General features: G+C 43.7%; 8 protein-coding genes, 1 tRNA gene and 1 riboswitch. Of the genes, 3 read left to right on the top strand and 6 right to left on the bottom strand.

Features of this window, described 5'->3' with window-relative positions; genetic code table 11:
- The first annotated feature begins 83 nt into the window (after positions 1–83).
- A tRNA-Trp gene (locus tag ACED60_RS20690) sits at positions 84–160 on the top strand.
- 722 nt (positions 161–882) lie between these two features.
- Here the strand turns inward: ACED60_RS20690 and ACED60_RS20685 are convergent.
- Positions 883–2163: a sodium:proton antiporter gene (locus tag ACED60_RS20685; RefSeq protein ID WP_017102902.1), complete on the bottom strand. Its 1281-nt coding sequence runs from the start codon at positions 2161–2163 to the stop codon at positions 883–885.
- Between the two features lie 169 nt (positions 2164–2332).
- Between ACED60_RS20685 and metH the strand changes: the two genes are divergently transcribed.
- Positions 2333–6010 carry a methionine synthase gene (gene metH / locus ACED60_RS20680; protein ID WP_371728358.1) on the top strand — a complete coding sequence of 1226 codons (3678 nt, stop codon included), beginning with the start codon at positions 2333–2335 and terminating at the stop codon, positions 6008–6010.
- A 115-nt stretch (positions 6011–6125) separates the two neighbouring features.
- Here metH and lysC read toward each other — a convergent pair whose 3' ends face one another.
- Positions 6126–7493 (bottom strand): lysine-sensitive aspartokinase 3, encoded by a 1368-nt coding sequence (lysC, locus tag ACED60_RS20675; RefSeq protein ID WP_012603125.1) that lies wholly within the window; start codon positions 7491–7493, stop codon positions 6126–6128.
- A 109-nt stretch (positions 7494–7602) separates the two neighbouring features.
- Positions 7603–7780: riboswitch (Lysine riboswitch) on the bottom strand.
- A gap of 176 nt (positions 7781–7956) precedes the next feature.
- Between lysC and ACED60_RS20670 the strand changes: the two genes are divergently transcribed.
- Positions 7957–9096: an alanine--glyoxylate aminotransferase family protein gene (locus ACED60_RS20670; protein WP_009847873.1), complete on the top strand. Its 1140-nt coding sequence runs from the start codon at positions 7957–7959 to the stop codon at positions 9094–9096.
- Positions 9097–9207: 111 nt separating this feature from the next.
- Here the strand turns inward: ACED60_RS20670 and ACED60_RS20665 are convergent, their stop codons facing one another.
- The 4 genes from ACED60_RS20665 to ACED60_RS20650 form a co-directional block, all read right to left on the bottom strand.
- Positions 9208–10971, bottom strand: a complete 1764-nt coding sequence (locus tag ACED60_RS20665) for a PglL family O-oligosaccharyltransferase (RefSeq protein ID WP_009847872.1) — start codon at positions 10969–10971, stop codon at positions 9208–9210.
- Between the two features lie 96 nt (positions 10972–11067).
- A complete protein-coding gene (gene uvrA / locus ACED60_RS20660; protein ID WP_371728357.1) occupies positions 11068–13899 on the bottom strand; it encodes an excinuclease ABC subunit UvrA in 2832 nt (943 codons plus the stop codon).
- A 180-nt stretch (positions 13900–14079) separates the two neighbouring features.
- The gene (gene galU, locus ACED60_RS20655) at positions 14080–14952 is read right to left on the bottom strand and encodes a UTP--glucose-1-phosphate uridylyltransferase GalU (protein WP_009847870.1); all 873 of its coding nucleotides are present in this window, start codon (positions 14950–14952) and stop codon (positions 14080–14082) included.
- Positions 14953–15106: 154 nt separating this feature from the next.
- Positions 15107–15754, bottom strand: coding sequence for a LuxR C-terminal-related transcriptional regulator (locus ACED60_RS20650; RefSeq protein WP_009847869.1), 648 nt, complete (start codon positions 15752–15754; stop codon positions 15107–15109).
- Positions 15755–15982: the final 228 nt, after the last annotated feature.

Raw genomic sequence — 15982 nt, 5'->3', positions numbered from 1 at the left:
CGGCCTGTCACGCCGGGGGTCGCGGGTTCGAGTCCCGTCCACTCCGCCACTTATTCAGAGGTTCAGCTCTTTAAAACTGAAATAGGGGTGTAGCTCCAATTGGCAGAGCAGCGGATTCCAAATCCGCGTGTTGGGAGTTCGAATCTCTCCACCCCTGCCATATTTAAGGCTCTAGCAGAAATGCTAGAGCCTTTTTGCTTTCTGAAGCTAATTATGCGCCATTAGCAAAGCAGCGGATTCTCCGGTTTGCCAAAATAGCGCGTGTTGGGAGTCTAAACTTCTACTCCTGCCACATACAAAGCCTCAGCAGAAATGCTAGGGCTTTTTACGTCTGTTGCTTCTTCGAAGCAATGTTGGGAGAACTAGGCGTCCTCCTAACTTACCAATCTGGTTGAATCTCCGGAGTGCCGACTCAGTCCTCCTCTGGCATATTTAAGGAGCTAGACTGCACGCCCCGGTAGAAAGACTAGACCCTTCTTGCTACTGCATCAGATGTTCTATAGAGAAGTTTCGGTTCTAGAACATTGGTGTGCGAAGCTTTAACTCTAATTACAATTCCTCTTCGATCGTGGTTCTCTTTCTACACTTTATTATGCTTTCAATACTTCACTTGAAAAGAAGGCCATGTATCTTTACTTAATTTATTTCCGTAAATGCTTTGTGTTTATCTTCGCTCGAATGCACTCAAACTGGTGGTTGCTTGTTGGCCTGTTTGGAAGCGTTAGGTACGACCAAGAGTCGTGATTGCAGATAGCAATCATGACTAAAGTAGTGGTCAGAGATAAGGGAGCAACTTGTAGGCTAGAGAGGCGTGCTTGTTGATGGACACAGGTACAAAAAAGGCCGCTTCTACTAAGCGACCTTCGTTTATATTTTTAGGTATTAATCCAATTCTTTCTCAGCTTGTTTCGCTTTTTCTATCATTGGAGTGATTGTTGATCCTTGAACCAGAATAGAGAACACAACAACAGCATAGGTCATAACGAGGATTATCTCTTTAACATCTATTGCTTTGTCTTCAATCACCCAGATACCTGAAGGGATTGAAAGTGCCATAGCTAGAGCTAAGCCTCCGCGTAGACCACCCCAAGTTAGAATCTTAGTCGACCATGGGTTGTAAGTTCTAAAGCGTTTAAATCCAATATAAGACAAGAAAACACTTAGATAGCGTGCACTCAATACTAGAGGGACTGCGAACGCCATCAAAATCCAATCTTCTTGGTGGAACTTGAATAGCAGCATAGACATACCAATCAATAAGAATAGTACGCCATTTAAGAACTCATCTATTAATTCCCAGAAATGGTCTAGGTGATCCTCACTTTCCTTAGAAAATCCGATGAAGCGTGTCCAGTTGCCTATCATGATACCAGATACCACCATTGCTAATGGTCCAGATACATGCAGAACCTCTGCAAAAGCATAACCAGCTGTAGGAATACCGATGGTTAATAGCAACTCCATCGAGTGGTCATCGGTGTTGCTGATTAGATAGTGGAATATCAAACCTAGAACAAATCCGTAGACGATACCGCCAATCGCCTCTTGGACGAATAACATGGTCACGCTACCTACAGTCGGAGCTTCTGTGCCGAACGCAATGGTAAATAGGGTTACGAAGATAACTAGGCCAAAACCATCGTTGAATAGAGATTCTCCCTCGATTTGAGTAGAGATTCGTCTGGGAGCATCGAGCTTCTTCACTATTGCTAATACAGCTATTGGATCGGTTGGAGATATTAGAGAACCAAACAGTAAGCAATAAATTAGGTCAAATTGAATACCGATAAATTGACAAAACCCATAAAGTACAAAGCCAATAAAGAATGTCGAAAACAGTGTAGCACCAAGAGCGAGTACCGTTATTTCCCATTTCTGATCTTTTAGATTAGGTAACTTAATCCCCAAACCACCTGCAAAAAGTAAGAATCCCAGTATTCCTTTTAGGAGGAAGTCTTCAAAGTTGATACTGGCAACGGTTTCTGAAGCGATGTCAGCCAATTGGAACCAATTGTTTTGTCCCGCAATGATAATCAATAGAGATAGCATCATTGAGCCAGCTGTGATGGCGATGGTTGTCTGCATTTTACCAATTTTGGTATTAACGAAAGCAATAAGCATGGCTGCAGCGGACAAGAAGCATAAGGTGTAATAGACCGACATTGGGATTCCAATATGTAACAAAATATGAATATTAATTCTCGTTCTCTCATGCTCAAATAGCAAACATTTTTTTGTCATGACTTGGTTATTTACTTCATGTTTTAGACGTCTAGACTCCTTTCGAATGTGTGGTAGGATGGAGAGATAATTAAAGGAATGAGGTTGTATCGTGGGAAGTAATGTAAGGCAAAAGATTGACGCTCTGTTGAAGCAACGAATTTTACTGATTGATGGTGGCATGGGTACCATGATTCAGGATTATAAATTGGAAGAGCAAGACTATCGCGGTGAGCGATTTGCTGATTGGCATAGTGACTTAAAAGGTAACAACGACCTTTTGGTACTTACACAACCTAAGCTTATCAAAGATATCCATATGGAGTATTTGGAAGCCGGTGCTGATATCCTCGAGACCAATACCTTTAACGCTACAACCATCGCTATGGCCGACTATGATATGGAAAGTCTTAGCGAAGAAATTAACTATGCTGCTGCTAAGTTGGCTCGTGAAGCAGCAGATGAATGGACAGTGAAGACTCCTGATAAACCCCGTTTCGTGGCGGGTGTGTTAGGTCCAACTAACCGAACTTGTTCTCTCTCCCCAGATGTTAATGATCCGGGCTATCGTAATGTTAGCTTTGATGAACTTGTTGACGCTTACTCTGAATCGACTCGTGCGCTTATCAAGGGCGGTTCAGACTTAATTCTTATTGAAACTATCTTCGATACGTTAAACGCGAAAGCGTGTGCTTTTGCGGTTGAATCTGTCTTTGAAGAAGTAGGTATCATTTTACCGGTTATGATCTCCGGTACTATCACAGATGCATCTGGTCGAACGCTTTCCGGACAAACAACAGAAGCCTTCTATAATGCCCTTCGTCATGTAAAACCTATCTCATTTGGATTGAACTGTGCATTAGGTCCTGACGAACTGCGTGAATACGTTGGTGAAATGTCTCGTATTTCAGAATGCAATGTTTCCGCTCACCCTAATGCAGGTTTACCTAATGCATTCGGTGAATATGACTTGTCTCCAGAAGATATGGCTGAACACGTTAAGGAATGGGCTGAAAGTGGCTTCTTGAACTTAATTGGTGGATGTTGTGGTACAACGCCAGAACATATACGCCAAATGGCAGAAGCTGTTGAAGGTGTGACACCGCGCCAATTACCAGATTTACCCGTCTCTTGTCGTCTCTCTGGTTTAGAGCCATTGACGATATCCAAGGAATCTCTGTTTGTTAACGTGGGTGAGCGAACTAACGTTACGGGCTCTGCTCGCTTTAAGCGCCTTATCAAAGAAGAGCTATATGATGAAGCTTTGAGTGTGGCTCGAGAGCAAGTTGAGAATGGCGCTCAAATTATCGATATCAACATGGATGAAGGGATGCTAGACGCTGAGGCGTGTATGGTTAAATTCCTTAATCTATGTGCGTCTGAGCCTGAGATCTCGAAAGTGCCAGTCATGGTCGACTCTTCAAAATGGGAAGTGATTGAAGCGGGTCTGAAATGTATTCAGGGTAAAGGCATCGTTAACTCGATCTCATTGAAGGAAGGGAAAGAGAAGTTTGTCGAACAAGCGAAACTGGTTCGCCGATATGGTGCAGCCGTTATCGTGATGGCGTTCGATGAAGTTGGCCAAGCTGATACTCGAGAGCGTAAGGTTGAGATTTGTACTAATGCCTACAATATTCTGGTTGATGAAGTGGGCTTCCCACCTGAAGATATTATTTTTGACCCGAACATTTTTGCTGTGGCGACAGGTATTGATGAGCATAACAACTATGCGGTCGATTTCATTGAAGCTGTAGGGGACATCAAACGAGACTTACCTCATGCGATGATTTCTGGTGGTGTATCGAATGTTTCGTTCTCATTCCGAGGTAATAACTACGTTCGTGAGGCTATCCACGCAGTATTCCTATACCACTGCTTTAAAAACGGTATGGATATGGGCATCGTAAATGCTGGGCAATTAGAGATTTACGATAATGTCCCTGAGGATTTACGTGAAGCCGTTGAAGATGTGGTTCTAAACCGCCGAGATGATTCCACTGAGCGCTTGCTAGATATCGCAACTGAATATCTAGAGCGTGCAGTTGGAAAGGTTGAAGATAAATCTGCTTTAGAGTGGCGTACCTGGCCAGTAGAAAAACGCTTAGAGCATTCTTTAGTTAAAGGTATTACCGACTTTATTGTTGAAGATACCGAAGAAGCTCGTGTTAATGCCTCTCGCCCTATCGAGGTGATAGAAGGCCCATTAATGGATGGTATGAATGTGGTTGGTGACCTCTTTGGTGAAGGTAAGATGTTCCTTCCTCAAGTGGTGAAATCTGCACGTGTGATGAAGCAAGCGGTAGCCCATCTAGAGCCATTTATCAATGCAACCAAAGACGTAGGTGCAACTAACGGAAAAATCTTACTTGCGACCGTAAAAGGCGATGTTCACGATATTGGCAAAAATATTGTGGGCGTTGTCTTGCAGTGTAATAACTACGAAATTATCGATTTAGGCGTGATGGTTTCATGTGAAAAAATCCTTAAGGTCGCTAAGGAAGAAAACGTCGATATCATTGGCCTTTCGGGTTTGATCACTCCTTCCCTGGATGAGATGGTGCATGTTGCGAAAGAAATGGAAAGACAAGGCTTTAAACTGCCTCTTCTCATCGGTGGAGCTACCACATCTAAAGCGCATACAGCCGTTAAGATTGAACAGAACTACTCTGAGCCTGTGGTCTACGTAAACAATGCTTCACGTGCGGTGGGTGTGTGTACTTCGTTGCTATCTAACGAATTGAAACCTGCATTTGTTGAGAAGTTGGATATTGATTACGATCGCGTTCGCGATCAGCATAATCGTAAGAAGCCTCGTACTAAACCGGTCACTCTTGAAAGAGCACGTGCTAATAAAGTAGCTATCGATTGGGATGCTTACACGCCACCGGCACCCGCTAAACCGGGAGTTCACATCTTTAATGATTTTGATGTGGCAACTTTGCGTCAGTACATCGACTGGACTCCATTCTTTATGACATGGTCATTGGTCGGTAAATACCCTGCAATTCTTAATCATGAAGAAGTGGGCAAGGAAGCGAAACGCTTATTCAAAGATGCCAACGATTTATTGGATCGAGTACAGAAAGAGAAATTACTTGAAGCTCGTGGGATGTGTGCGATGTTCCCTGCTAACAGCGTTGGCGATGATATCGAAGTGTATACCGATGAATCTCGTACTGAAGTGTTAAAGGTTTTACACAACCTTCGTCAGCAAACCGAGAAGCCAAAAGGTTTTAACTACTGTTTGTCTGATTACATTGCGCCGAAAGATAGCGGTAAAGCGGACTGGATTGGTGGCTTTGCAGTGACTGGTGGTATCGGCGAACGTGAGCTGGCTGATGAATACAAAGCGAAAGGCGATGACTACAACGCAATTATGATTCAGGCGGTTGCTGACCGATTGGCTGAAGCGTTCGCGGAGTATCTGCATAAAGAAGTGAGAAAGGATATCTGGGGCTACTCGCCAGATGAGAATTTGTCTAACGACGATTTGATTCGAGAGAAATACCAAGGTATTCGTCCAGCTCCGGGTTACCCTGCTTGCCCAGAACATACAGAGAAAGGCACGTTGTGGGAATTGATGGACGTTGAAAAAGCGATCGACATGTCACTAACGACGAGCTACGCAATGTGGCCGGGTGCTTCAGTGTCTGGTATGTATTTCTCACATCCTGATGCCCGATACTTTGCGATTGCACAGATTCAACAGGATCAAGTGGATAGTTATGCCGACCGTAAAGGTTGGGATATGTTGGAAGCTGAGAAGTGGTTAGGCCCAAACATTAACTAGTTTGAATCTATAACGAGCTTTGATTCGTAACGTAAAAAAGAGAAAGGGTTGCTTAATAACAACCCTTTTTGTATCTGTAATTTAGTTATTTATCTGTCGATGATAAACGGACTATCTACTCAAATAACTCTTGATGAAGTTTTTGAATCGCCAACTTAGACACAGATTCATTTAGTAAGAAGCATAGGTTGTGTGGGCTTGCTCCGTAACAAATCATACGTAGGTTGAAATCTTCTAGAGTGCCGAATACCTGCTTTGCATAGCCTTTGCTTTCGCTCATGTTGTTACCAATAAGAGCAACAAGGCATAGGTCGTGCTCAATATCTACGGAACACAACTCTTCAAGCTCAAGGCGAGCGGCTTCAGGTAACTCAGGAGCACCACCAGAGGTATCGGTTTGATCGAGAGTAAGTGAGACACTGATCTCTGAGGTCGTAATTAGATCGACTGAGATCTTATGTTTAGCCAGGATCTCGAATACCTTTGCCAAAAAACCATAGGCATGGAACATGTTAGCGCTGCGTAGCGTAACCATGGTTTGGTTGCAGCGTAGGGCAAGCGCTCTGAACAGAGGAGAGCTTTCAACTTGTTGACGAATCCATGTTCCACCAAGCTCTGGTGCTTTTGATGAGCCGACAAAAACAGGGATTTGATGGCGTAGTGCAGGAACCAGAGTTGAAGGGTGTAATATTTTTGCGCCAAAGTTTGCCATCTCAGATGCCTCACTGAAGCTGATCTCTGGGATAGGAGATGCTTTCGATGCGATGCGTGGATCTGTGGTGTAGATGCCTGGAACATCAGTCCAAATTTCTAAGCCAATCGCTTGTACCGACTCCGCAATTAGTGCAGCAGAATAATCACTGCCGCCACGACCTAACGTTGTGGTGTTACCTTCGCTATCGGCACCGATAAAGCCTTGGGTAACGACAACTTGCTGTTGGCATAGTGGAATCAATTTCTGCTGTGCTAAAGCTGCAATATCTTTTAATTGTGGTTCTGCTTTACCGAAGTCATCATTGGTGCGCATCACTTCTCTGATATCAAAACGAACAGCGGGTGTCCCACGTTCACGAATGATCTGAGTCAGAATATGTGTCGACATCAGTTCGCCACATGCCACTAGGTGATCGGTGAGTTTGGTACTGGCTTGGAATGATGCCGCTTCTGCAGCGCTCGCAATATCATCCAGAATACAGTGCACATCTTTTTCAATGTTAATTGGGTCAGCTAGCTGAGCAAGAATCGTATTATGAATGTCGGTTAACTGTGTCACTAGTTTTTGGCGACGAGTTTTATCTTGAACACCATTCGCGAGCTCAACAAGCAGGTTAGTCACGCCAGAGCATGCGCTACTCACGACCAGTTTCGTATTTGAGTTGTTTTCAATAATGGCAGCACAACGGCTCATTGCTTCAAAGTTGGCAACACTTGTTCCACCAAACTTAGCGACATTAAAAGAACCAGCTACATTAGATGCACTCACGATATATCTCCCACGATTTCCTAAAATAAAATTACTGTTGGGTAATCCAACGTCCGATGTTTTTCGAAGAGAGTTTTAGAGCAAAAAAGAGAGGAATTATTAGAATAGTAACCTCAGAAGCTCTTCACCATATAGAAATGGCGACAGTTAACGGGATTCAGCCCGCTCAACCGATAATAAAGGTCCTGCATCCTTTTATTATCTCGGCACTGCTCCCCATGAATGTTTTGTATTGGAAATGCGGTTCCACAAAACACCTGCCTGGGCAGTGCTCCTCTTCTGCTAGATAGCCATTTCATTGAACGTGTTTGCGCAAATAATGTCAATCCGTAACGTGAGATAATTGAAAAATAATTTTAACAATTATGTGACACTGGTTTGACCTCAATACTTATGGCTAATTGCTGAGGTAATCAATTTGCTTTAGGGTGGATTGTTCACAACATTAACGTAAGGGATGTACATGTCTAATTTAACACTCACTGCTGCTATCGATAGCTTTTATCCGCCACACCGAACGTTAATGGGGCCGGGGCCTTCAGACATTTCTCCTCAAGTTTTACAGGCCTTAAGCCGTCCAACCATTGGTCACCTCGACCCGCTATTTATTGCGATGATGGATGAGCTTAAACAACTTCTTAAGTATGCATTCCAAACAGAGAATGAATTTACGATTGCTGTTTCTGCTCCAGGCAGTGCGGGCATGGAAACCTGTTTTGTTAATTTGATTGAGCCTGGTGAAAAGGTCATTGTTTGTCGTAACGGTGTTTTTGGTGAGCGTATGCGCGAGAATGTTGTTCGCTGCGGTGGTGAAGCCATCCTTGTTGATGACGAGTGGGGTAAGCCCGTTTCAGTTGAAAAGGTAGAAAAGGCATTGGCAGAAAACCCCGATGCTGTTGCTGTCGCATTTGTGCATGCCGAGACGTCTACTGGCGCGTTATCGGATGCTCAAGCTATTTCCGCAGTCGCTCGCCAGTTTGATGCATTGTCGATTGTGGATGCGGTGACATCATTAGGTGGTGTGCCATTGTTGGTTGATGAATGGCAACTCGATGCGGTTTATTCAGGCAGTCAGAAGTGTCTGTCTTGTGTACCTGGTTTATCTCCCGTGACGTTCTCTCAACGTGCTGTCGATAAAATGAAAGCACGTCAAGCTCCCGTACAAAGCTGGTTCTTGGATCAGAGCTTGGTATTAGGTTATTGGAGTGGAGAAGGTAAGCGTAGCTATCACCACACTGCGCCCGTGAACAGCCTATATGCTCTGCATGAGTCGTTGGTTTTGTTGAAAAATGAAGGCCTAGACAATGCGTGGTCTCGTCACTATGCGATGCACCAAGAACTTAAAGCTGGCGTAGAAGCTTTGGGGTTGGAGTTTGTGGTTGCTGAAGAGAGTCGCTTACCTCAATTGAATGCGCTTTACTTCCCTGAAGGGATTGATGAAGCCAAAATAAGAACGCAGCTGTTAGAAGAGTATAATCTTGAAATCGGTGCTGGGCTTGGCTCTTTGGCTGGTAAGGCGTGGCGTATCGGCCTAATGGGTTACGGTGCTCGTAAAGAGAATGTCGCTTTGTGCTTAAAAGCGTTACAAGACATTTTAAAATAACGGTAATAAATTGAAGTTTAAAAGAAAAGCGCACGAGAGAATGTGCGCTTTTTTGTGTCTAGGCTATAGGCTAAATGTCATTACAGCAAAATGACTCTAGATTCCTTGGCGTCATTTAGCTGAAGAAATGTTGTTTTCTGCTTCGGATATCTTCTTATACTGAACCTTGGAAAAGTCTCGATTTGGGAACAAGAAGCTCGCTTCACTGCGAATTTGTTCTGCCTTGCTGTGATCGCCTAATCCTTGATATGCGAGAATCAGGTTGGTGTAGAAAGCAGGCCTTGGCTTATTCTTTATGATTTCTAACGACCAATCTATATAAGGAAGGATCAGGCTAGGATCGGCTTTGTAGAGGCCGATATTTAGATAGGTACTGTACACATCCCAATCATAGCGATCTTTCCAGACTACGGGGTTCGTTACCTGCTTAAGAATGTCCGGGTTTTTCGGCTTAGACATTTCAAATTTAGTGAGTACATAATTGGTGTGTAAGGCACTCAGCATGTAAAAACTCACCAAGATAGGAACGACTAAGCTCGACACTCTGAATAGGATTTTACTTACGATACTAAACGGCTGCTGATAGTGGCGAGAAGTCCGTTGGTCGACCCAGTAAATCAAAATGATAAAGGTTATCCAGTGAATCGCCGAGTGGTAAAAAGGATACTCAAGCTGAGAATGTAAGAGCATAGGTATGAATAGCGCAAGTAGTGCTAGACGTGTTCCTTTCGCTGAGCTTGCTATGCGTGACATCACCAACATTGCAGCAATCAAGATCCCGATGATTGGTACTATTCCGCCTTCAACCCCCCAAAACAGGAACTCATTGTGTGGGTGATCCATTGAAGGAAGGCCGGGATGATAATTTGAGTTAAGTTGATGTTGGCGGGCTGTGTATAGCGTGTATTCGGATTCGAATTTTCCGTAGCCATAACCGGTAAATGGCTTTTCGATCATCATATCGAGCGCTTGTGGAAAGGTATAAGCTCGTGGACTTTCTAAGTTTGCTTTTTTACTGGCGAAACTATCAGTTGCACTGAGGCTGATTACCGAAAAGGCGACGACGATACCGACTACCACTGATGCACACCACCCGTAGAAGCGTTTCTTGGTCGAGAACTTGTATAGATAAGGCAGAATGCATACAAACCCAATGACGGCAGCCAACCACCCGGTACGTGATGCGATGATGATCAGCAAAGGTACGGTTAAGGCTGGTGTTAAATAAAGTAGAAGCGACTCGCTAATTTGGTGATTATATTTAGTTGGTTGCCTTGCTAAAAGATAAGCTGACAGCACAAAACCTGTAGCAAGAAAGCTTGCCATAACATTCGGTTGTTGGAATATCCCATAAGGTCTATTGGCCGCAGTGTTGTAGTCAAATAGGTTGCCAGGTTCTAATAGGAAATATTGCACATAGCCAAATAGTGCCTGTATGACAACAGCAAGCACAATGAACCACAATATGCGCTGCTTGTGCTTATTGCTGAACTTAAATTGTTGCAGCACGACGAATAATGTAAAGCCCGCCCACAATCCAAGTAAGCGCCCTGACGCTCCTTGAGGAGCGGCGTTGCTGTATAAAATCGGCAGTGTGAGTATGATGCAGCTTATCAACAAGCCAATCGTTAATTTGGAATACTTGAGTACTCGGTTAGTAGCAAGTTGGTAGAAGCCAATCGCCAGCGTAAAGCTAAGGGCTAACCAAGTGGTTGGATTAAAGGATAAAGTAAGGCCTGAGCCTCCTGGGTTAGGCATGAAAAAATGCATGGCTAATAAGAATACAACAGCTAGAGAGGCCAGAAATGCTTTATTGAGTGGTAGCTTAGTTACCTGATTTTCTAGTTGGGTACCGCTAGTGTGTATTGTTGCCATAAATCCCTAACCTTATAAAAACAGAGCTTGTTCCTTCTGAAACAAGCTCTGTTACTTTAACATTTTTCTGTCTGCTCGCAGGACGCTATTTTACACCTACTTCAAATTTAACATAGGTTTAAGGAAGCGAGCCGTATGCGAACCTTCGACTAACGCCACATCTTCAGGAGTACCTTCTGCAACAATTTCACCGCCTCCTTGACCACCTTCAGGGCCAAGATCTAGGATCCAGTCCGCGGTTTTGACGACGTCTAGGTTATGCTCAATCACGACAACCGTATTGCCGTGATCACGTAATCTATGCAGTACCGTTAATAGCTGTTGAATATCGTGGAAGTGAAGCCCTGTTGTTGGCTCGTCGAGAATGTATAAGGTTTTACCTGTATCTCGTTTCGACAGCTCACGTGCCAATTTAACACGTTGGGCTTCACCACCAGATAAGGTTGTCGCTGCTTGTCCGAGGCGAATGTAGGAAAGGCCAACATCCATTAAGGTTTGCAGCTTACGAGCAATAACAGGAACAGGGTTGAAGTATTCTCGAGCATCTTCGACAGTCATCTCTAGAACTTCGTCAATGGTTTTCCCCTTGTAGCGGACCTCTAGCGTTTCACGGTTATAACGCTTACCTTTACACACATCGCACGGTACATACACATCTGGCAAGAAATGCATCTCTACTTTGATGACACCGTCTCCCTGACACGCTTCACAACGACCACCACGAACGTTAAAACTGAATCGACCTGGCTTGTAGCCACGAGATCGTGATTCTTGTGTACCTGCAAATAACTCTCGAATTGGAGTGAAAATACCAGTGTAGGTTGCAGGATTCGATCTTGGTGTTCGACCGATAGGGCTTTGATCAATATCGATTACTTTGTCGAAATGCTCTAAGCCTTTAATCTTTTTGTGCTGCGCCGGAACTGCAGTTGTTGCACCGTTCAATTGAGTGTGGGCGACTTTAAAGAAGGTGTCATTGATGAGTGTTGATTTACCGGATCCCGATACACCAGTAATACAGCTGAACAAGCCTACAGGGATTGTCGCAGTGACATTCTTTAGGTTGTTCCCAGTCGCGCCAACGATCTCGACGACCTTTTTCTTATCGATAGGCGTTCTTTGTTTGGGGATCGCAATTTCTTTGGCGCCGCTGAGGTATTGCCCAGTTAAAGAATTCGGATTTTCGATGATGTCTTGCATGGTGCCTTCAGCGACCACGTGACCACCATGAACACCTGCGCCTGGGCCTATATCGATAACATGGTCAGCGCAACGAATCGCATCTTCGTCATGCTCAACAACAAGTACGGTATTTCCTAAGTCTCTTAGGTGAACCAGAGTTTGCAGTAGACGTTCATTATCACGCTGGTGGAGGCCAATCGATGGTTCATCCAGCACATACATAACGCCAACTAAACCGGCCCCAATTTGACTTGCTAGACGAATTCTTTGCGCTTCACCACCTGACAGTGTTTCTGCACTGCGTGATAGGTTCAGGTAATTCAAACCAACGTTCACCAAAAAATGCAGACGATCATTGATCTCTTTCATCACTTTATCAGCAATTTGTCCACGCTGGCCGTCTAACTTCAACTCTTGGAAAAATTGTAGTGCGTCAGCAATGCTGAGCTGAACGATTTCTGGCAGTGTGGTATCGCCAATAAAGACGTTTCTTGCTTCTAATCTTAAACGCGTACCATCACAGCTAGAGCATGACTTCGTTGATATGTACTTGGCAAGATCTTCACGCACCGCGCTAGATTCAGTGTCGCGGTAACGGCGTTCCAGCGTATTTAAAATACCTTCAAAGGGGTGACGCTTGACTCGGATATCACCACGATCATTGATGTATTTGAATTCAACTTCAGTTCTACCAGAGCCCTTGAGGATGATCTCTTGAGTTTTCTTTGGTAAAGAGTTGAACGGAGCATAAAGGTCAAAACCATAATGGTCTGATAGCGATGTCAGCATTTGGAAATAGTAATAATTTTTCTGATCCCAGCCTTTTATCGCACCTTCTGCAATGCTTAGGTTCTCATCTAAAATTACTCGACTTGGGTCAAAATATTGTTGAACACCAAGTCCATCACAAGTACCACATGCACCAGCAGGATTGTTGAATGAGAATAGGCGAGGCTCAAGTTCTTGCATGCTGTAGCCACATTTTGGACAAGCGAAGTTTGCAGAGAACACGATCTCTTCTTGTTCTTTATCATCCATCCAACCGACTACGGCGATGCCACCAGAGAGCTCTAATGTTGTCTCAAACGATTCAGCTAAACGCTGTTGAAGATCTGGGCGAACCTTAAAGCGATCAACGACAACTTCAATGGTGTGCTTCTTGTGCAGCTCCAATGTGGGAGGATCGGACAGATCACAGGTCTCACCATCAATACGGGCACGAATAAAGCCTTGAGCCGCTAGGTTCTCAAGCGTTTTAACGTGCTCACCTTTACGTTCTTTGACTATTGGAGCCAACAGCATCATCTTTGAACCAGCCGGTAGCTCTAAGACTTTATCGACCATTTGGCTGATGGTTTGTGCTGCAAGAGGGGTATTGTGATCAGGACAGCGCGGCTCACCAACTCGCGCGTACAGTAATCTAAGATAGTCATAGACTTCAGTAATAGTACCGACGGTTGAGCGAGGGTTATGTGAAGTCGATTTTTGTTCTATGGAGATGGCTGGAGATAAACCTTCGATGTGGTCGACATCGGGTTTTTCCATGAGAGATAGAAATTGACGAGCGTAGGCCGACAAAGACTCAACATAACGACGTTGACCTTCTGCGTAGAGGGTATCAAACGCAAGTGACGACTTTCCTGAACCTGATAATCCAGTGATAACCGTCAGCTTATCACGAGGTATGGTTAGGTTAATGTCTTTGAGGTTATGCGTACGAGCGCCTCTAATTTCTATTTTATCCATCTCAACAGACCATGTAATTTTAAGTGGCTAAAGTATTACATAGAGTGAGATTTGTGCAAAGTTTTACTGGATAAAAAAACAGTAATAAAAAAGGGCGACTCTTTTGAGTCACCCTTGGAATCATTTAATGTGCTGTTAAACAAATCAATAGCTAAACAGCGAGTAAGCCAAAATTAGCGATTAAGCTTCTTTTGTGGTTGAGTGCTTACCTAGCTCGATTTGTTGTTGATCTTTTTTATATAGGTTTTCAAAGCAGTAATTTGTTGCTTCGATGTAGCCTTCAACACTACCGCAGTCAAAACGTTGGCCTTTAAATTTGTAAGCCAATACACAGCCTGCTTTTGCTTGTTTCAGCAATGCATCAGTGATCTGGATCTCACCGCCTTTGCCTGGTTCAGTCTGCTCGATAAGCTCAAAGATATCTGGGGTCAGGATATAACGGCCAATGATCGCTAGGTTGCTTGGAGCAGTGCCTGGCTCTGGCTTTTCTACCATGTCATCGACACGGAACAGGTCATCTTTGATCATCTCGCCAGAGATAACACCGTATTTGTGAGTCTCTTCTTCAGGAACTTCTTGTACTGCCACAATTGAACAGCGGAATTGCTTGTATAATGCAACCATTTGAGTCAGTACACCTTGCTGTTCGTTCACACAAAGGTCATCAGCAAGCACAACCGCGAACGGTTCATCACCCACAAGCTCACGCCCCGTCAAGATAGCATGACCTAGACCTTTCATTTCGCGTTGACGAATGTAGGTGAAGTTTGCTGCTTCAATCGTCTCACGAATATTGATTAGCAAGTCTTCTTTATTGGTACCGCTAATTTGGTGCTCAAGCTCGTAGTTCTTATCAAAGTGATCCATCAATGAGTGCTTACCACGGCCTGTAACAATGCACATACCATCCATACCTGCTTCGATGGCTTCTTCAACGCCGTATTCAATCAGAGGTTTGTTCACAACAGGCATCATTTCTTTAGGCATTGATTTAGTTGCTGGTAGGAAGCGTGTACCGTAGCCAGCTGCCGGGAAAAGGCACTTTTTGATCATGATAAGACCCTTTATCTATAATAATTATTGATTCAACTGATTTGTTGATATTTCTGAGGGCAACTCTAGCATATGTTATGTCGAAAATTCAGCAACAATACCTATGATTACTCGAGCTTCCCTCATTATTATTGTCAGATTAGAGGCGAAGCGGTTATGCAAGCAAGTTTTGGTTTGCCCATGCAATAGCTTGGACTCTATTTTTCACCGCTAACTTACGGAATATTTGATAGAGGTGGGATTTGACCGTGAATTCGCTAATGAACAGGTCATCGGCTATTTGAGTATTTGATGATCCTGATTGAAGGCAGCGAATGACTTGGATTTCACGAATAGTTAAATCAACATTGGTTGGGGTCGTATTGGTATTGACCATGTTACGATAATAAAACAGAAGTTGATTAGTCACCTTCCTTGGTAACCAATTATCACCATCGATCACTTCTTGAAGACCACGAGCAATCTTGTCCTTTTGATCTGTGTTGTAAAAGAGTCCTTTTAATACCCCATAGGTCAGCAGTTCTGAGGTAGGAAGTTGCAGAGGAACATTGAATAAAATTATCTCATGATTCTTCCACATCACGGGTAGGTTAGGACAAATAGCCAATAGCTGTGGTACCTCTTTGTAATCAACGAGTAAGATGCGATTGCTCTGCTTTCTATCAACTAGCATCAATTCACTTGGTGTCATTTTGTAGAGAATAATGGATAAGTGTTTTTCGATTTCTTTTACGTGTAGGTAAGTGTCACTCGGATCGATGCACAGAAAGTGTAAAGTGCGAGCGTATCGAGATTTTCTCATTGAAACGTCCTGTTTATATTTAATTAGATTTCACGTTGTCATGCACATTTTTACTTCTCTAGCACCTTTTATGTGACTTGCGTTGAATATCAACTCTCAAAGTAAATGAGTGGTTTGTAAGTGGAGGAAAAAGCAACATCGCTCTGAATATCATGATTTGTTACGTTTTTAATCTTTGTCGTGAGGAGAGAATAGGAATGCGATTTATCACTGCAGAAAAGCATGCTA

Origin of the sequence: Vibrio sp. 1F279, assembly GCF_041439815.1 — a bacterium.
Taxonomy (GTDB): Bacteria; Pseudomonadota; Gammaproteobacteria; order Enterobacterales; family Vibrionaceae; genus Vibrio; species Vibrio tasmaniensis_A.
The sequence above is the reverse complement of the archived record's forward strand: the minus strand, read 5'-3'. Positions and strand labels throughout refer to the sequence as shown.